The sequence below is a fragment of the Pseudomonas sp. SF2 genome, from assembly GCF_036858055.1.
Lineage (GTDB): Bacteria > Pseudomonadota > Gammaproteobacteria > Pseudomonadales > Pseudomonadaceae > Aquipseudomonas.
In genome coordinates, this window is sequence record NZ_JAMBDI010000018.1 from 106,307 (window position 1) to 121,475 (window position 15,169).

The 15,169-nt window shown below is 62.7% G+C and carries 20 protein-coding genes; 10 read left to right on the forward strand and 10 right to left on the reverse strand.

Features of this window, described 5'->3' with window-relative positions:
- Window positions 1-36: 36 nt before the first annotated feature.
- Window positions 37-648, forward strand: coding sequence for a superoxide dismutase (locus M2S36_RS12065; protein WP_333957206.1), 612 nt, complete (start codon window positions 37-39; stop codon window positions 646-648).
- 367 nt (window positions 649-1,015) lie between these two features.
- Here M2S36_RS12065 and M2S36_RS12070 read toward each other — a convergent pair whose 3' ends face one another.
- The 10 genes from M2S36_RS12070 to M2S36_RS12115 all read right to left on the reverse strand — a co-directional run bounded on the left by M2S36_RS12070 (window position 1,016) and on the right by M2S36_RS12115 (window position 8,029).
- Window positions 1,016-1,288 carry an HPr family phosphocarrier protein gene (locus M2S36_RS12070; RefSeq protein ID WP_013971075.1) on the reverse strand — a complete coding sequence of 91 codons (273 nt, stop codon included), beginning with the start codon at window positions 1,286-1,288 and terminating at the stop codon, window positions 1,016-1,018.
- A gap of 19 nt (window positions 1,289-1,307) precedes the next feature.
- A complete protein-coding gene (gene rapZ / locus M2S36_RS12075; RefSeq protein ID WP_207834688.1) occupies window positions 1,308-2,162 on the reverse strand; it encodes an RNase adapter RapZ in 855 nt (284 codons plus the stop codon).
- Window positions 2,163-2,164: 2 nt separating this feature from the next.
- Window positions 2,165-2,629, reverse strand: coding sequence for a PTS IIA-like nitrogen regulatory protein PtsN (gene ptsN, locus M2S36_RS12080; protein ID WP_015269060.1), 465 nt, complete (start codon window positions 2,627-2,629; stop codon window positions 2,165-2,167).
- A 12-nt stretch (window positions 2,630-2,641) separates the two neighbouring features.
- The gene (gene hpf, locus M2S36_RS12085) at window positions 2,642-2,950 is read right to left on the reverse strand and encodes a ribosome hibernation-promoting factor, HPF/YfiA family (RefSeq protein ID WP_003255135.1); all 309 of its coding nucleotides are present in this window, start codon (window positions 2,948-2,950) and stop codon (window positions 2,642-2,644) included.
- A gap of 79 nt (window positions 2,951-3,029) precedes the next feature.
- The gene (locus M2S36_RS12090; RefSeq protein WP_063911361.1) at window positions 3,030-4,523 is read right to left on the reverse strand and encodes an RNA polymerase factor sigma-54; all 1,494 of its coding nucleotides are present in this window, start codon (window positions 4,521-4,523) and stop codon (window positions 3,030-3,032) included.
- 176 nt (window positions 4,524-4,699) lie between these two features.
- Window positions 4,700-5,425: an LPS export ABC transporter ATP-binding protein gene (lptB, locus tag M2S36_RS12095; RefSeq protein ID WP_003255132.1), complete on the reverse strand. Its 726-nt coding sequence runs from the start codon at window positions 5,423-5,425 to the stop codon at window positions 4,700-4,702.
- Window positions 5,426-5,950: a lipopolysaccharide transport periplasmic protein LptA gene (gene lptA, locus M2S36_RS12100; RefSeq protein WP_063911362.1), complete on the reverse strand. Its 525-nt coding sequence runs from the start codon at window positions 5,948-5,950 to the stop codon at window positions 5,426-5,428.
- On the reverse strand, window positions 5,937-6,509 hold the full coding sequence (gene lptC / locus M2S36_RS12105; RefSeq protein WP_207834686.1) for an LPS export ABC transporter periplasmic protein LptC: 573 nt from the start codon (window positions 6,507-6,509) through the stop codon (window positions 5,937-5,939). Before lptC ends, lptA begins: the two co-directional genes overlap by 14 nt.
- Window positions 6,510-6,517: 8 nt before the next feature.
- Window positions 6,518-7,042, reverse strand: coding sequence for a KdsC family phosphatase (locus M2S36_RS12110; protein ID WP_207834684.1), 525 nt, complete (start codon window positions 7,040-7,042; stop codon window positions 6,518-6,520).
- Window positions 7,043-7,054: 12 nt separating this feature from the next.
- Window positions 7,055-8,029, reverse strand: coding sequence for a KpsF/GutQ family sugar-phosphate isomerase (locus tag M2S36_RS12115; protein ID WP_063911365.1), 975 nt, complete (start codon window positions 8,027-8,029; stop codon window positions 7,055-7,057).
- 248 nt (window positions 8,030-8,277) lie between these two features.
- Between M2S36_RS12115 and M2S36_RS12120 the strand changes: the two genes are divergently transcribed.
- The 9 genes from M2S36_RS12120 (at window position 8,278) to hisD (ending at window position 15,169) form a co-directional block, all read left to right on the forward strand.
- Window positions 8,278-9,087, forward strand: a complete 810-nt coding sequence (locus M2S36_RS12120) for an ATP-binding cassette domain-containing protein (protein WP_012270662.1) — start codon at window positions 8,278-8,280, stop codon at window positions 9,085-9,087.
- On the forward strand, window positions 9,087-9,884 hold the full coding sequence (mlaE, locus tag M2S36_RS12125; RefSeq protein ID WP_063911366.1) for a lipid asymmetry maintenance ABC transporter permease subunit MlaE: 798 nt from the start codon (window positions 9,087-9,089) through the stop codon (window positions 9,882-9,884). The genes M2S36_RS12120 and mlaE overlap by 1 nt, the downstream gene beginning before the upstream one ends.
- Window positions 9,884-10,369 (forward strand): outer membrane lipid asymmetry maintenance protein MlaD, encoded by a 486-nt coding sequence (mlaD, locus tag M2S36_RS12130; RefSeq protein ID WP_003257921.1) that lies wholly within the window; start codon window positions 9,884-9,886, stop codon window positions 10,367-10,369. The genes mlaE and mlaD overlap by 1 nt, the downstream gene beginning before the upstream one ends.
- Before the next feature lie 9 nt (window positions 10,370-10,378).
- Window positions 10,379-11,026, forward strand: a complete 648-nt coding sequence (locus M2S36_RS12135) for an MlaC/ttg2D family ABC transporter substrate-binding protein (RefSeq protein WP_063911367.1) — start codon at window positions 10,379-10,381, stop codon at window positions 11,024-11,026.
- Window positions 11,023-11,325 (forward strand): STAS domain-containing protein, encoded by a 303-nt coding sequence (locus M2S36_RS12140; RefSeq protein ID WP_063911368.1) that lies wholly within the window; start codon window positions 11,023-11,025, stop codon window positions 11,323-11,325. The genes M2S36_RS12135 and M2S36_RS12140 overlap by 4 nt, the downstream gene beginning before the upstream one ends.
- 117 nt (window positions 11,326-11,442) lie before the next feature.
- Entirely contained in the window at window positions 11,443-11,682 is a 240-nt protein-coding gene (locus M2S36_RS12145; RefSeq protein WP_003255121.1) for a BolA family protein, read from the forward strand.
- Between the two features lie 23 nt (window positions 11,683-11,705).
- Entirely contained in the window at window positions 11,706-12,971 is a 1,266-nt protein-coding gene (murA, locus tag M2S36_RS12150) for a UDP-N-acetylglucosamine 1-carboxyvinyltransferase (RefSeq protein ID WP_207834682.1), read from the forward strand.
- A gap of 102 nt (window positions 12,972-13,073) precedes the next feature.
- Window positions 13,074-13,709, forward strand: coding sequence for an ATP phosphoribosyltransferase (gene hisG, locus M2S36_RS12155; RefSeq protein ID WP_003257924.1), 636 nt, complete (start codon window positions 13,074-13,076; stop codon window positions 13,707-13,709).
- A 134-nt stretch (window positions 13,710-13,843) separates the two neighbouring features.
- Window positions 13,844-15,169, forward strand: coding sequence for a histidinol dehydrogenase (gene hisD, locus M2S36_RS12160; protein ID WP_333957208.1), 1,326 nt, complete (start codon window positions 13,844-13,846; stop codon window positions 15,167-15,169).

Sequence of the window (15,169 nt, forward strand, 5' to 3'; positions counted from 1 at the left end):
GCCATCGCCCAACCCATGCCTACGGAATTTGCTGACATGCCTCATACCTTGCCTGCACTGCCTTATGCCTACGCTGCGCTGGAGCCGCACATCGACGCGCAGACCATGGAAATCCACCACACCAGGCACCACCAGACCTACGTCAATGGCCTCAACGCCGCCATCGAAGGCACCGAGTGGGCTGAGTGGCCGGTGGAAAAACTGGTCGGTGCGGTCAGGCAACTGCCGGAAAACCTGCGTGGTGCGGTGACCAATCATGGCGGCGGGCACGCCAACCACAGCCTGTTCTGGACCGTGATGTCGCCGCAGGGTGGGGGTGAGCCGCAGGGCTCGCTGGCGCAAGCCATCAGCGCGCAACTGGGCGGTTTCGACGCCTTCAAGGAGGCCTTCACCAAGGCTGCGCTGACCCGCTTCGGCAGTGGCTGGGCCTGGCTCAGCGTGACCCCGCAGAAAACCCTGGCAGTGGAAAGCAGCGGCAACCAGGACAGCCCGCTGATGCACGGCAATACGCCTATCCTCGGCCTGGACGTGTGGGAGCATGCCTACTACCTGAAGTACCAGAACCGTCGTCCGGAATACATCGGTGCCTTCTACAACGTCATTGACTGGGCGGAAGTGGAGCGCCGCTACCTCGAAGCCCTGAAGTGAGTCGCACCGTTATGCGCTCCGGGATGATGGCTGTCAGCCGTGTGCGCTTGTTTCGCCTGATTCGCCTGACGCTTGGGACTTTGCTGTTGCTGGCAGGCACTGCGCTGCTATTGGCGCGCGGTTTCGCCTGGTTGGACCTGGTCTGGTCGGCTTGGGGCTGTGTATTGGCTTGCGCTTGATGATGGGGGGGGGCACCGGCTTCGCTTTGGGAGCGGCTTCAGCCGCGAACACCGGCGCAGCCGGTGCCATCACCGCGTTGGATTCTTCGCGGCTAAAGCCGCTCCCACAGGGTACGCGGACCGCTTGCGCAGCCCAAAGGACTGGACAATCTAGCTGTTCCCACAAGGACCGTGCGGGCCAGCGAAATTCATTCGCCTTCGTCGAAATAATTGTTGATCAGCTCGACCAGCGCTGCCATGGCATCGTCGTCCTGCTCACCTTCGGTATGCAGGTGCACCTGGGTGCCTTTGCCGGCCGCCAGCATCATCACCGCCATGATGCTCTTGCCATCCACCAGCTTGTCCGGCGCACGGCCAACCCTGACCTGGCAGGGGAAGCGGCCGGCAACGCCGACGAACTTGGCTGCCGCCCGGGCATGCAGACCCAGCTTGTTGATGATGGTTATTTCACGGGCGGGCATCGTGGGGTGGATCCTTGGGCTAGAGGTCGCGGTGGCGGACCTGGACGTTTTTCAGGGATTGCTGCAGCAACTGGCCAAGGCGTTCGGTGATATACACCGAGCGGTGGTGGCCGCCGGTGCAGCCAATGGCAATGGTAACGTAGGCACGGTTGCTGGCGGCGAAACGGGGCAGCCACTTGAGCAGGTAGCTGGAAATGTCGTTGAACATCTCTTCGACATCCGGCTGTGCGGCCAGGTAGTCGATCACCGGTTGGTCGAGGCCGGAGTGCTCACGCAACTCGGGCTTCCAGTAGGGGTTGGGCAGGCAGCGCACATCGAACACCAGGTCGGCATCGACCGGCATTCCGCGCTTGAAACCGAACGACTCGACCAGGAACGCGGTGCCAGGCTCGGGCTGGTTGAGCAGGCGCAGCTTGATCGAATCGCGCAGCTGGTAAAGGTTCAGGTTGGTGGTATCGATCTTCAGGTCGGCCAGGTCCGCAATCGGCCCCAGCAATTCGCTTTCCACACGAATCGCTTCCGCGAGCGAGCGGTTGGCGTTGGTCAGCGGGTGGCGTCGGCGGGTTTCCGAGAAGCGCTTGAGCAGCATGTCTTCATCGGCATCCAGGTACAGCACGTCGCACTGGATGTGCCGGGCGCGGGCTTCTTCGAGCAGTTCGGGGAAGCGTGTCAGGTGGCTGGGCAGGTTGCGCGCGTCGATCGACACGGCGACCTTGGGTTGCTGCAATTCGGTGTTGATCAGCGCATTTTCCGCCAGCTGCGGCAGCAGCCCGGCGGGCAGGTTGTCAATGCAGTAGAAACCGTTGTCTTCCAGGACATCGAGGGCGGTGCTCTTGCCGGAGCCGGACCGGCCGCTGACGATGATCAGGCGCATGTTCAGTGCTCGTTCTGTACGTCCAGGACAACCTGGAACAGGGCCTCGCTGCTGGTGGCCGCACGCAGGCGATCACGGACCTCCTTGCGATCGAGCATGCTGGCAATCTGGCGCAGCAGTTCCAGATGGGCATCGGTGGCGGCTTCCGGCACCAGCAGGACGAACAGCAGGTCCACCGGCGCGCCATCGATGGCGTCGTAGTCGATAGGGGCTTCCAGGTGCAGCAGGGCGCTGACCGGAGCGGAACATCCTTCCAGCCGGCAGTGCGGGATGGCGATGCCATTGCCGAAACCGGTCGAACCGAGTTTTTCCCGGGCGACCAGTTTTTCGAAGACATCCTGCATCTCCAGTTCTGGCACTTGTTCGGCGATGACGGTGGCGACCTTTTCCAGGGCGCGCTTCTTGCTGCCGCCCGGCACGTTCACGAGGGAACGGCCGGGGGTCAGGATGGTTTCAAGTCGGATCATGGATGAGGGGGATCAGCGGGCAGCTGCACCTTGCAGCAGGCTTTGCTGTTTTTCCTTGTGTTTTTTCAGTTGGCGGTCGAGCTTGTCGGCCAAGGCATCGATCGCTGCATACATGTCTTCGTGTTCGGCGTTGGCAACCACTTCGCCGCCGGGAATCTGCAAGGTCGCCTCGACCTTCTGCTGCAGCTTCTCGACTTTCATGATGACCTGCACGTTGGTGATCTTGTCGAAGTGACTTTCCACGCGAGCGAGCTTTTCAAGCACATAATCGCGCAGTGGCTGGGTGACTTCTACATGCTGTCCACTGATATTGACTTGCATACAGCTTCTCCTTTGTTGCCCGTGCATAAAGAGGCAGGTCTTGCACCTGCCCCACAAACGCTGTGGTACATCTCAGGGGCTACATCAGTCGCTTGCGCTCGCTCGACGGTGCGATGCCGAGGGACTCGCGGTACTTGGCGACGGTGCGACGGGCTACCTGGATGCCTTGTGCCTCCAGTAAACCAGCGATCTTGCTGTCACTCAATGGCTTTTTCTGATTTTCCGCCGCAACCAGTTTCTTGATGATCGCGCGGATCGCCGTGGACGAGCATTCTCCGCCTTCGGAGGTGCTGACGTGGCTGGAGAAAAAGTATTTCAGTTCGTAGATGCCACGCGGTGTATGCATGTATTTCTGCGTGGTAACCCGCGAAATGGTCGACTCGTGCATGCCCACCGCTTCGGCGATGTCATGCAGCACCAACGGCTTCATCGCTTCGTCACCGTGGTCAAGGAAGCCGCGCTGGTGCTCGACGATCTGCGTGGCCACCTTCATCAGGGTTTCGTTGCGGCTTTGCAGGCTCTTGATGAACCAGCGCGCTTCCTGCAGCTGGTTGCGCATGAAGGTGTTGTCGGCGCTGGTGTCGGCCCGGCGCACGAACCCGGCGTACTGCGGGTTGACGCGCAGGCGCGGGATGGCCTCCTGGTTCAGTTCCACCAGCCAGCGGTCGCTATCCTTGCGCACGATGACGTCGGGCACCACGTACTCAGGCTCGCTGGACTCGATCTGCGAGCCAGGGCGCGGGTTGAGGCTTTGTACCAGCTCGATGACCTGGCGCAGCTCGTCTTCCTTGATTTTCATGCGACGCATCAGCTGGCTGTAGTCACGGCTGCCGAGCAGGTCGATGAAATCTGTGACCAGGCGCTTGGCTTCGGTCATCCACGGGGTGTTGGCGGGCAGCTGGCGCAGTTGCAGCAACAGGCATTCGCCCAGGCTGCGGGCGGCAATGCCGGCGGGCTCGAACTGCTGGATGCGGTGCAGCACCGCTTCGACCTCGTCCAGCTCGATATCCAGCTCCGGGTCGAAACCGGCGCAGATTTCCTCGAGAGTGTCTTCCAGGTAGCCCTGGCCGTTGATGCTGTCGATCAGGGTGACGGCGATCAGGCGGTCGGTGTCGGACATCGGTGCCAGGTTCAGCTGCCACAGCAGGTGGCTTTGCAGGCTTTCGCCGGCCGATGTGCGGGTGGTGAAGTCCCACTCGTCGTCATCGTTGCTTGGCAGGCTGCTGGCACTGGTCTGGTAGATGTCTTCCCAGGCCGTGTCGACTGGCAGTTCGTTGGGGATGCGCTCGCTCCACTCACCGTCTTCCAGGGTGTCGGCACTGGTGGTGCTTTCCTGGAAGCTGTTGTCCTGGACTTCGGCGGCCGGCTTGTTCTCGGCGTTGTCCGCCATCGGGTCGCTGTTGTCGAAGTCGTCGCCGTCTTCCTGACGTTCGAGCATCGGGTTCGACTCCAGCGCTTCCTGGATTTCCTGTTGGAGGTCCAGGGTGGAGAGCTGGAGCAGGCGGATGGCCTGTTGCAACTGCGGTGTCATCGTCAGTTGCTGGCCCATTTTTAGGACGAGCGATGGTTTCATGGCTGGGGCTTAATACCTTGTTCGCCGGCGCGCATGCGCCATCCACTACACGAGGGCGCCGGGGCGCCAGATCAAGCAAGTTTTATGCCTTAAATTGTAGCGTTTGCCTAGAGCACTGTAACAACTTTACCCGCTGTTTTAGGGCGATTTGCCAGTACTCCAGGCGCGTGCCGGGCTCAGAGCCGGAACTCGTGGCCCAGGTAAACCTCTTTGACCAGGTCGTTGGCCAGGATGGTTTCGGCGTCGCCTTCGGCGATCAACCGGCCATCATTGACGATATAGGCGGTTTCGCAGATATCCAGGGTCTCACGCACGTTGTGGTCGGTGATCAGTACACCGATGCCCTTGGCCTTGAGGTGGTGGATGATCTGCTTGATGTCGCCGACCGAGATCGGGTCGACACCGGCGAAGGGTTCGTCCAGCAGGATGAACTTGGGCGCGGTCGCCAGCGCGCGGGCAATTTCCACGCGGCGGCGCTCACCGCCGGACAGGCTCATGCCGAGGTTGTCGCGGATGTGGCTGATGTGGAACTCCTGCAGCAGGCTTTCCAGCTCTTTGCGCCGGCCGTCGCGGTCGAGGTCCTTGCGGGTCTCGAGGATGGCCATGATGTTGTCGGCCACCGACAGCTTGCGGAAGATCGAGGCTTCCTGCGGCAGGTAGCCGATGCCGGCGCGGGCGCGCCCGTGCATGGGCTGGTGGCTGACATCGAGGTTGTCGATCAGCACGCGCCCCTGCTCGGCCTGGACCAGGCCGACGATCATGTAGAAGCAAGTGGTCTTGCCGGCGCCGTTGGGGCCGAGCAGTCCGACGATCTGGCCGCTGTCGATCGACAGGCTGACATCACGTACGACTTGCCGCCCCTTGTAGCTCTTGGCCAGGTGCTGGGCTTTGAGGGTTGCCATTTACTCGGCCTTCTTCTTGGGCTGGATCACCATGTCGATACGCTGACGCGGCGAGGTCACGTTGCCACCACGACCGGCGGTCGCCACCTGGGTCTGGGTGTTGTAGACGATCTTCTCGCCTTCGGTGGTGTTGCCTTCGTTCTCGACCTTGGCGCGGTCGGTGAGGATCACCAGGTCCTTCTGCGACTGGTACTGGATGGTCACGCCCCAGCCTTTCATCTTGTCCGGCTTGGCCGCGCTCTGCTGCTGCTCGAAGTAGGCCAGGTTGCCCACCGAGGTCACCACGTCGATATCGCCGGAGGCGGAGCGGGTGATGGTCACGGTGTTGCCTTTGATCATCATCGAACCCTGGGTGATGATCACGTCGCCGGTGTAGGTGGCCACGCCCTGCTTGTCGTCCAGGTGGGCGTTGTCGGCCTGGATGCGGATAGGCTGGTCACGGTCATTCGGCAGGGCGAGGGCGCTCGCGCTTCCCAGTGCTGCGCTCAGGCTGAGCAAAAGGGGGAGGGTTTTAACGAGCCTCATACTGTCCTCTTACGTTAGAGAGCAAGTCCATCTTGCCTTCTTTCAAATACGCTTTCATTCCTTTGCCCGTAGTTGTGCCACCGGCGCCGTCGATTCTAACGGCTTGCTCGGTCTGCGCATATTGCTTCTGCGGGAACACGGTCATGCGTGAGCTGGTAATGATGGTTTCACGCTGCTTTTCGTCGGTGCGGGCAACCCGGACCTTGTCGATCAGTTCGACCTCGCTGCCGTCCGGGTTGACCTCGGCGCGGGTGCTCTGCACGTGCCACGGGTATTCGGTACCGCGGTACAGGTGCAGGTCCGGCGTGGTCAGCAGGGTGATTTCGCTGGCCTTGAGGTGTTCGACCTTGTCGGCGGTCATTTCGTACTGCAGCTTGCCGTCGGGCAGGAACTGCACGCTGTGGGCGTTGACCGCGTAGTAGTCGATGGCGCTTGCGTCGACCTGGGCCACCGGTTTGTCGAGGAAGCTTTCCGGGCTGACATTCCAGTAGCCGATCGCCACCAGCAGGGCGGCGATCACCGCGAGCAGCGCAATGTTGCGGGCTTTCTTGCTGAACATGGGCAGCCTTACAGGTAGTTGGCGTTGGCAGCGTCCAGGGTGCCCTGGGCCTGCATGATCAGTTCGCAGAATTCACGGGCCGCGCCTTCGCCGCCACGTGCCTGGGTCACGCCATGGGCGTGCTGGCGAACGAACGGCGCGGCGTTGGCCACCGCCATGCCCAGGGCGACCCGGCGAATTACCGGCAGGTCGGGCAGGTCGTCGCCCAGGTAGGCCACTTCAGCATAGCTCAGGCCCAGTTCGGCGAGCAGGCCGTCCAGCACCACCAGTTTGTCCTCGCGGCCCTGGTACAGGTGCGGGATGCCGAGGTTCTTCGCCCGGCGCTCGACCACCGGGGTCTTGCGCCCGCTGATGATCGCCGTGGTCACGCCCGAGGCCATGAGCATCTTGATGCCCTGGCCGTCGAGGGTGTTGAAGGTCTTGAACTCGCTGCCGTCCTCGAGGAAGTACAGGCGCCCGTCGGTGAGCACGCCGTCCACGTCGAACACTGCCAGCTTGACGTGCTTGCCGCGTTGCATGAGGTCCTGGTTCATTCCATCGCTCCTTTACATTACGCCGGCGCGCAGCAGGTCGTGCATGTTCAGGGCACCGGTCGGGCGGTCCTCGCGGTCCACCACCACCAGGGCGCCGATCTTGTGGTCCTCCATGATCTTCAGGGCCTCGGCCGCGAGCATTTCGGCGCGGGCCGTCTTGCCGTGCACGGTCATGACCTGGTCGATCAGGGTGGTATGGACGTCGATGTTGCGGTCCAGGCTGCGGCGCAGGTCGCCGTCGGTGAAGATCCCGGCCAGCTTGCCGTCGGCTTCGACGATCACGGTCATGCCCAGGCCTTTGCGGGACATTTCAAGGAGTGCGTCCTTGAGCAGGGTGCCACGGGGCACCTTGGGCAGTTCGTCGCCGGCGTGCATCACGTTCTCCACCTTGAGCAGCAGGCGGCGGCCCAGCGCACCACCCGGGTGCGAGAAGGCAAAGTCCTCGGCGGTGAAGCCGCGGGCTTCGAGCAGGGCAATGGCGAGCGCATCGCCCAGCACCAGCGATGCGGTGGTGGAGGAGGTGGGGGCCAGGTTCAGCGGGCAGGCCTCCTGCTCGACGCGGGCGTCGAGGTTGACCTCGGCAGCCTGGGCCAGGGGTGAGTCCGGGTTGCCGGTCAGGCTGATCAGCTTGATGCCCAGGCGCTTGATCAGCGGCAGCAGGGTGACGATTTCGGCGGTGCTGCCGGAGTTCGACAGGGCAAGGATGACATCATCGCGGGTGATCATGCCCATGTCGCCATGGCTGGCTTCGGCCGGGTGCACGAAAAACGCCGGTGTGCCGGTGCTGGCCAGGGTGGCGGCGATCTTGTTGCCGATGTGTCCGGACTTGCCCATGCCGACCACGACGACCCGGCCCTTGCTGGCCAGGATCAGTTCGCAGGCCTTGACGAAATTGTCGTCGATGCGCGCCAGCAGGGCCTCTACGGCCTCGAGTTCCAGGCGCAGGGTGCGTTGGGCGGATTGGATCAGCTCGCTGGATTGGCTCATGTCGAAAAAGCAATGCCTGATGAAAAGGCGGCGATTATAGCTGCAATGAAAGAAACCCTCACGCTTTCGATTGCCGTGGCGTATGTCTCGTCAGCCTGTCGCAGGGCTGAACGACTCGTTAGCCGACCTTGGGGCGGCGCTGCCAGCGGTGCTATAGTTCGCCGCTATTCGGCCTGCCAGGGGCGCTTGTGCCTTCCAGATGGAGGCCGACGTCCATAAGGACGAGGCTGCACCAGCAAGGAGTCTAGATGAGTGTGGATAGCGCCTACGCGGTCGAGTTGAAGGGGGTTACCTTCAAACGCGGTTCGCGCAGCATTTTCAGCAACGTCGACATTCGCATCCCGCGCGGCAAGGTCACCGGTATCATGGGGCCATCGGGTTGCGGCAAGACCACGTTGCTCCGCCTGATGGGCGCGCAGTTGCGCCCTTCCAGCGGTGAGGTCTGGGTTGCCGGGCAGAACCTGCCGACGTTGTCGCGCAGCGACCTGTTCGACGCCCGCAAGCAAATGGGGGTGCTGTTCCAGAGCGGCGCGCTGTTCACCGATCTCGATGTGTTCGAGAACGTTGCGTTCCCGCTGCGCGTGCACACCCAGCTGTCGGACGAAATGATCCGCGATATCGTGCTGATGAAACTGCAGGCCGTGGGGCTGCGCGGTGCCATCGACCTGATGCCCGACGAACTGTCCGGTGGCATGAAACGCCGGGTGGCACTGGCCCGGGCGATTGCCCTGGACCCGCAGATCCTCATGTACGACGAACCGTTCGTCGGCCAGGACCCGATCGCCATGGGTGTATTGGTGCGCCTGATCCGCCTGCTCAATGATGCCCTGGGTATCACCAGCATCGTCGTTTCCCACGACCTGGCGGAAACCGCCAGCATCGCCGACTACATCTATGTGGTAGGTGACGGCCAGGTGCTGGGCCAGGGGACGCCTGACGAGCTGATGGGCTCGGACAACCCGCGCATTCGCCAGTTCATGAAGGGCGACCCGGACGGCCCGGTACCTTTCCACTTCCCTGCGCCTGACTACCGCGCCGACTTGCTGGGGGCGCGTTGATGCGCAGAAAATCCTTACTCGAACGTGTCCGCCTGCTGGGCCGCTCGGCAATCGACGTGCTGGCGGTGCTGGGGCGTTCCTGCCTGTTCCTGTTCCATGCGCTGATTGGCCGTGGCGGTATCGGCGGCGGCTTCCAGCTGCTGATCAGGCAGCTGTACTCGGTGGGCGTGCTGTCGCTGGCGATCATCGTCGTGTCCGGCGTGTTCATCGGCATGGTGCTGGCGCTGCAGGGCTTCAGCATCCTGACCAAGTACGGCTCGGAGCAGGCGGTGGGGCAGATGGTCGCCCTGACCCTGTTGCGAGAGCTCGGCCCGGTGGTGACGGCGCTGCTGTTTGCCGGCCGTGCCGGTTCGGCGCTGACCGCCGAAATCGGCAACATGAAGTCGACCGAGCAGTTGTCGAGCCTGGAAATGATCGGCGTCGACCCGCTCAAGTACATCGTCGCGCCACGCCTGTGGGCCGGCTTCATCTCGCTGCCGTTGCTGGCGCTGATTTTCAGCGTGGTCGGCATCTGGGGTGGCTCGTGGGTGGCGGTGGACTGGCTGGGCGTCTACGAGGGCTCGTTCTGGGCCAACATGCAGAACAGTGTTTCGTTTACCGACGACGTGCTCAACGGGCTGATCAAGAGCCTGGTATTCGCCTTTGTCACGACCTGGATCGCCGTATTCCAGGGGTACGACTGTGAGCCCACCTCAGAAGGGATCAGCCGTGCCACCACCAAGACCGTGGTTTATGCCTCGTTGGCAGTGCTGGGTCTGGACTTTATTCTGACCGCCTTGATGTTTGGAGATTTCTGATGCAAAACCGCACCCTGGAAATCGGTGTCGGCCTGTTCCTCCTGGCCGGGATCCTGGCGCTGCTGCTGCTGGCACTGCGTGTCAGCGGGCTGTCGGCCAGCCCGAGCAGCGATACCTATAAAGTTTATGCCTACTTCGACAATATCGCCGGTTTGACGGTCAGAGCTAAAGTGACCATGGCCGGTGTGACCATCGGCAAGGTTACCGCCATCGATCTGGACCGTGATTCCTACACCGGTCGGGTGACGCTGCAGCTGGACAAGTCGGTGGACAACCTGCCGACCGACTCCACTGCCTCGATCCTGACCGCCGGGTTGCTTGGCGAGAAGTACATCGGCATCAGCGTGGGCGGTGAAGACCAGGTGCTCAAGGATGGCGGGACCATCCACGACACCCAGTCGGCGCTGGTGCTGGAAGATCTGATTGGCAAGTTCCTGCTCAACTCCGTTGGCAAGGAACCTAAAGAAGCGCAACCGGCTAATTAAGGAGTTTCCATGATTTCCATCCTGCGACGTGGCCTGCTGGTCCTGCTGGCAGCCTTCCCCCTGCTGACCATGGCTGCGCAGACCCCACACGATGTGATCCAGGGCACAACCACTGAGCTGCTGGGTGACCTGAAGGCCAACAAGGAACAGTACAAGTCCAACCCCAATGCCTTCTACGATGCGCTGAACCGCATCCTCGGCCCCGTGGTGGATGCCGACGGTATTTCCAAAAGCATCATGACCGTCAAGTACTCGCGCAAGGCCACCCCTGAGCAGATGCAGCGCTTCCAGGAAAACTTCAAGCGCAGCCTGATGCAGTTCTATGGCAATGCCCTGCTCGAGTACAACAACCAGGGCATCGCAGTCGACCCGGCCAAGGCTGATGACGGCAAACGCGCCAGCGTCGGCATGAAGGTCACTGGCAACAACGGTGCCGTGTATCCGGTGCAGTACACCATGGAAAACATCGGCGGCGAGTGGAAGGTGCGTAACGTGATCGTCAACGGCATCAACATCGGCAAGCTGTTCCGCGACCAGTTCGCCGACGCCATGCAGCGCAATGGCAACGATCTGGACAAGACCATCGACGGCTGGGCCGGCGAAGTGGCCAAGGCCAAGCAGGCCGCCGACAACTCGCCAGAGAAGACCGTCAAATGAGTGAGGCCGGTGTAAGCATGGCCGAGCCGGGCGTGTTGCGCCTGGCCGGTGTGCTGGACTACCGCAGCGGGCCGGCCCTGCGCAAGCAGGGCAAGGCACTGATCGCGGCCTGCCGCGAGGTGCAGCTGGTACTCGATTGCTCGGCGGTGCAGCGCTCCACCAGTGTCGGCCTGTCGTTGCTGCTGGCCTTCATGCGCGATGCCCAGGCCGCCGGCAAGGGCTGCCAGGTACGCAGCATGCCCGACGACATGCGGGAAATTGCCGAGGTCTATGACCTCGATGAAGTGCTGGCAACCTGATGGCTCGCCACCTGTGATGGCCCCTCGGTCAGCGAAGCCCTCGTTGGGCTTCGCAGGCGAGGGGCTTTTTTGTATGATGGCCGACCCGTGCGCATCGGGCGCCGATTGAGGTTGAGCATGCAGGCCGTAGAAGTTAAAAGCTTCCTTGAAGAGAAATTGCCGGGTTCCCGGGTCGAAGTTGAAGGCGAAGGCTGCAACTTCCAGTTGAACGTGATCAGCGACGAGTTGGCTGGCCTGAGCCCGGTCAAACGCCAGCAGGCGATCTATGCTCACCTGAATCCGTGGATCGCCAATGGCAGCATCCATGCGGTAACCATGAAATTTTTCAGCAGCGCAGCCTGGGCTGAGCGCACCTGAGCCAACGTGGCGGCGAGATTCCAATGGACAAACTGATTATTACTGGCGGCGCTTGCCTTGATGGCGAGATCCGTATTTCGGGCGCGAAGAACGCAGCCCTGCCGATTCTGGCGGCGACCCTGCTGGCTGACGGCCCGGTCACCGTGGGCAACCTGCCGCACCTGCACGACATCACCACCATGATCGAGCTGTTCGGCCGCATGGGCATCGAGCCGGTGATCGACGAAAAGCTGGCGGTGGAGATCGACCCACGCACCATCAAGACCCTGGTCGCGCCTTACGAGCTGGTCAAGACCATGCGCGCCTCGATCCTGGTGCTGGGGCCGATGGTCGCCCGTTTCGGTGAGGCCGAAGTGGCGCTGCCTGGCGGTTGCGCCATTGGCTCGCGCCCGGTCGACCTGCACATCCGTGGCCTCGAGGCCATGGGCGCGAAGATCGAAGTCGAAGGCGGCTACATCAAGGCCAAGGCACCTGAGGGTGGTCTGCGCGGTGCGCACTTCTTCTTCGACACCGTCAGCGTGACCGGTACCGAGAACATCATGATGGCCGCTGCCCTGGCCAACGGCCGCAGCGTGCTGCAGAACGCCGCGCGCGAGCCGGAAGTGGTCGACCTGGCCAACTTCATCAACGCCATGGGCGGCAAGGTCCAGGGCGCTGGTACCGACACTATCACCATCGATGGCGTCGAGCGCCTGCACTCGGCCAGCTACCGCGTGATGCCGGACCGTATCGAGACCGGTACCTACCTGGTTGCCGCTGCCGTGACCGGTGGCCGCGTCAAGGTCAAGGACACCGACCCGACCATCCTTGAAGCCGTACTGGAAAAACTCAAGGAAGCCGGCGCCGACATCAACACCGGCGAAGACTGGATCGAGCTGGACATGCACGGCAAGCGGCCGAAAGCCGTCAACCTGCGTACTGCCCCGTACCCGGCGTTCCCGACCGACATGCAGGCGCAGTTCATCTCGCTCAACGCCATTGCCGAAGGTACTGGCGCGGTGATCGAGACGATCTTCGAAAACCGCTTCATGCACGTCTACGAAATGCACCGCATGGGCGCGCAGATCCAGGTCGAAGGCAACACAGCCATCGTCACTGGCGTCAAGGCGCTGAAGGGGGCCCCGGTAATGGCCACCGACCTGCGTGCTTCCGCCAGCCTGGTGCTGTCGGCGCTGGTAGCCGAAGGCGATACCCTGATCGATCGCATCTACCACATCGACCGTGGTTACGAGTGCATCGAGGAAAAACTGCAGATGCTGGGCGCGAAGATTCGTCGCGTACCGGGCTAGTCGTCTGCTGCGGGAGTGGGCTTGCCCGCTCCCGCATAACGAATTGAATGCGGTCGGGCTCGACGCCCGACCGGCAGTAGCCGCTTAAGGACCGACGTTCCAATGTTGACCATCGCGCTTTCCAAAGGCCGTATTCTCGACGATACCCTGCCGTTGCTGGCCGAGGCCGGTATCGTGCCGACCGAGAACCCGGACAAGAGCCGCAAACTGATCATCCCCACCACGCAGGACGATGTGCGCCTGCTGATCGTGCGTGCCACCGACGTGCCGACCTATGTCGAGCATGGTGCCGCCGACCTGGGTGTGGCCGGCAAGGATGTGCTGATGGAGTACGGCGGCCAGGGCCTGTACGAGCCCCTGGACCTGCAGATTGCCCGTTGCAAGCTGATGACCGCTGGCGTGGTCGGCGCACCCGAGCCCAAGGGCCGTCTGCGCGTGGCAACCAAGTTCGTCAACGTAGCCAAGCGCTACTACGCCGAACAGGGCCGCCAGGTCGACATCATCAAGCTGTACGGCTCGATGGAACTGGCACCGCTGATCAACCTCGCCGACAAGATCATCGACGTGGTCGACACCGGTAATACCCTGCGTGCCAACGGCCTGGAGCCCCAGGAACTGATCGCCACGATCAGCTCGCGCCTGGTGGTCAACAAGGCCTCCATGAAAATGCAGCACGCCCGTATCCAGAGCCTGATCGACACGCTGCGCGGTGCGGTCGAATCGCGACACCGCGGCTGACTCTCTACCGACTGTGCGCGGCCTTTGCTGTCGCGCCCGTCTATCCGCGTCATAGCCATTTTTCTCGGGTGCCCGCGCGGATGGACTGGTAGCCTAGGGCGCCTGAGCATTCGCCAATAATCGAGGCCCTCGCCATGACCGTGTCCACTGCAATTGCCCGTCTCAACGCTGCTGATCCGGATTTCGCCCGACATCTGGATCATCTGCTGAGCTGGGAAAGTGTGTCCGATGACGCGGTCAACCAGCGCGTGCTCGACATCATCAAGGCCGTGCGTGAGCGTGGCGATGCGGCATTGGTGGAGTTCACCCAGCGTTTCGATGGTGTCGATGCCAAGTCGATTGACGACCTGATCCTCGATCGCGCGCGCCTGGAACTGGCCCTGACCCGCATTACCCCGGCCCAGCGTGAAGCCCTGGAAAAGGCCGCCAACCGTGTGCGCATGTACCACGAGCGGCAGAAGCAGGACTCCTGGCAGTACACCGAAGCCGACGGCACCGTGCTCGGCCAGAAGGTCACCCCGCTGGACCGCGCCGGCCTGTATGTGCCGGGCGGCAAGGCGTCTTACCCGTCGTCGGTGCTGATGAACGCCATCCCGGCCAAGGTCGCCGGAGTGGCCGAGGTGGTGATGGTGGTGCCGACCCCGCGTGGCGAGGTCAACGAGCTGGTGCTGGCGGCTGCCTGCATCGCCGGTGTCGACCGGGTGTTCACCGTCGGTGGCGCCCAGGCTGTGGCCGCGCTGGCCTACGGTACCGAAAGCGTGCCGCAGGTGGACAAGATCGTCGGCCCGGGCAACATCTACGTCGCCACCGCCAAGCGCCACGTGTTCGGCCAGGTGGGTATCGACATGATCGCCGGCCCGTCGGAAATCCTTGTGGTGTGCGACGGCCAGACCGACCCGGACTGGATCGCCATGGACCTGTTCTCCCAGGCTGAGCACGACGAAGATGCCCAGGCCATCCTGGTCAGCCCCGATGCCGCCTTCCTCGACCGCGTTGCCGCCAGCATCGACAAGCTGCTGCCGACCATGGAGCGTGCCGAGATCATCGAGAAGTCGATCAATGGCCGTGGCGCGCTGATCCAGGTGCGCGACATGCAGCAGGCCATCGAAGTGGCCAACCGCATCGCACCGGAGCACCTGGAGCTGTCGGTGGCCGACCCGCAGGCCTGGCTGCCACACATCCGCCACGCTGGCGCGATCTTCATGGGCCGCCACACCAGCGAAGCGCTGGGCGACTACTGCGCCGGCCCCAACCACGTGCTGCCGACTTCCGGCACCGCGCGTTTCTCGTCGCCGCTGGGGGTGTATGACTTCCAGAAGCGTTCGTCGATCATTTACTGCTCCGAGCAGGGCGCGTCCGAACTGGGCCATACCGCCTCGGTCCTGGCCCGTGGCGAGTCGCTGACCGCCCACGCCCGCAGCGCTGAATACCGCATCCTGACCCAAGAGAAGGGGAACTGA

Bases quoted from the DNA above. Each gene is read 5' to 3' on its own strand.
- M2S36_RS12065 (WP_333957206.1), top strand. From the start codon at position 37: ATGCCTCATACCTTGCCTGCACTGCCTTATGCCTACGCTGCGCTGGAG.
- M2S36_RS12070 (WP_013971075.1), bottom strand. From the start codon at position 1,288: ATGCCCGCCCGTGAAATAACCATCATCAACAAGCTGGGTCTGCATGCC.
- rapZ (WP_207834688.1), bottom strand. From the start codon at position 2,162: ATGCGCCTGATCATCGTCAGCGGCCGGTCCGGCTCCGGCAAGAGCACC.
- ptsN (WP_015269060.1), bottom strand. From the start codon at position 2,629: ATGATCCGACTTGAAACCATCCTGACCCCCGGCCGTTCCCTCGTGAAC.
- hpf (WP_003255135.1), bottom strand. From the start codon at position 2,950: ATGCAAGTCAATATCAGTGGACAGCATGTAGAAGTCACCCAGCCACTG.
- M2S36_RS12090 (WP_063911361.1), bottom strand. From the start codon at position 4,523: ATGAAACCATCGCTCGTCCTAAAAATGGGCCAGCAACTGACGATGACA.
- lptB (WP_003255132.1), bottom strand. From the start codon at position 5,425: ATGGCAACCCTCAAAGCCCAGCACCTGGCCAAGAGCTACAAGGGGCGG.
- lptA (WP_063911362.1), bottom strand. From the start codon at position 5,950: ATGAGGCTCGTTAAAACCCTCCCCCTTTTGCTCAGCCTGAGCGCAGCA.
- lptC (WP_207834686.1), bottom strand. From the start codon at position 6,509: ATGTTCAGCAAGAAAGCCCGCAACATTGCGCTGCTCGCGGTGATCGCC.
- M2S36_RS12110 (WP_207834684.1), bottom strand. From the start codon at position 7,042: ATGAACCAGGACCTCATGCAACGCGGCAAGCACGTCAAGCTGGCAGTG.
- M2S36_RS12115 (WP_063911365.1), bottom strand. From the start codon at position 8,029: ATGAGCCAATCCAGCGAGCTGATCCAATCCGCCCAACGCACCCTGCGC.
- M2S36_RS12120 (WP_012270662.1), top strand. From the start codon at position 8,278: ATGAGTGTGGATAGCGCCTACGCGGTCGAGTTGAAGGGGGTTACCTTC.
- mlaE (WP_063911366.1), top strand. From the start codon at position 9,087: ATGCGCAGAAAATCCTTACTCGAACGTGTCCGCCTGCTGGGCCGCTCG.
- mlaD (WP_003257921.1), top strand. From the start codon at position 9,884: ATGCAAAACCGCACCCTGGAAATCGGTGTCGGCCTGTTCCTCCTGGCC.
- M2S36_RS12135 (WP_063911367.1), top strand. From the start codon at position 10,379: ATGATTTCCATCCTGCGACGTGGCCTGCTGGTCCTGCTGGCAGCCTTC.
- M2S36_RS12140 (WP_063911368.1), top strand. From the start codon at position 11,023: ATGAGTGAGGCCGGTGTAAGCATGGCCGAGCCGGGCGTGTTGCGCCTG.
- M2S36_RS12145 (WP_003255121.1), top strand. From the start codon at position 11,443: ATGCAGGCCGTAGAAGTTAAAAGCTTCCTTGAAGAGAAATTGCCGGGT.
- murA (WP_207834682.1), top strand. From the start codon at position 11,706: ATGGACAAACTGATTATTACTGGCGGCGCTTGCCTTGATGGCGAGATC.
- hisG (WP_003257924.1), top strand. From the start codon at position 13,074: ATGTTGACCATCGCGCTTTCCAAAGGCCGTATTCTCGACGATACCCTG.
- hisD (WP_333957208.1), top strand. From the start codon at position 13,844: ATGACCGTGTCCACTGCAATTGCCCGTCTCAACGCTGCTGATCCGGAT.